Below are 500 nucleotides of genomic sequence, written 5' to 3' on the forward strand. Positions count from 1 at the left end.
TTCCCTACACGACGCTCTTCCGATCTTGATTCATTCATAGAGCACTTCGTGATACCAAAATCAAATGGTCATTTGTCTTAGATAATAAGCTGACAATTTCTTTTGCAATATCACCAGTTGCACCTGTAATTACAATATTTTTAACCAATTTTTTCCTCGTATAAATCTTTGGCCACAAAGGTATTCGCGTGAACAGCTTGCGCTTCACGAACCAATTGCCCTACCAAAGGACCAACATAACGTGCACTAATATGGGTCAATAACAGACGATTGACGCCTGCTTCCTTAGCAACATCAGCCGCTTGCTTAGTCGTTGAATGCCCATGAGCTCTGGCCATTTTACTTTCACTGGCTTATGTTTTTCTTTCCAGAAAAATTCTTCTTAGATGGCGCAGTCGTTCTTCTTGAAGGTTGGTGTTTCACCATTTTTTCTGATTCTCTTTTTTCTGAAATATTTTCCTGTTAACTTCTGCTTCCCGACCAATCATTGGGTCAAGCTT

1 protein-coding gene is annotated in these 500 nt (G+C 40.0%); it reads right to left on the minus strand.

The features are described 5' to 3' along the window. Positions 1 to 140: 140 nt before the first annotated feature. A complete protein-coding gene (locus BABA_RS13040) occupies positions 141 to 338 on the minus strand; it encodes an MBL fold metallo-hydrolase (RefSeq protein ID WP_007085658.1) in 198 nt (65 codons plus the stop codon). Between the last annotated feature and the right edge of the window lie 162 nt (positions 339 to 500).

The sequence above is a fragment of the Neobacillus bataviensis LMG 21833 genome, assembly GCF_000307875.1.
Taxonomy (GTDB): Bacteria; Bacillota; Bacilli; order Bacillales; family Cytobacillaceae; genus Neobacillus; species Neobacillus bataviensis.

Excerpts from the sequence above, each read along its gene's own strand:
- BABA_RS13040 (WP_007085658.1), bottom strand. The coding sequence starts at position 338 with ATGGCCAGAGCTCATGGGCATTCAACGACTAAGCAAGCGGCTGATGTT.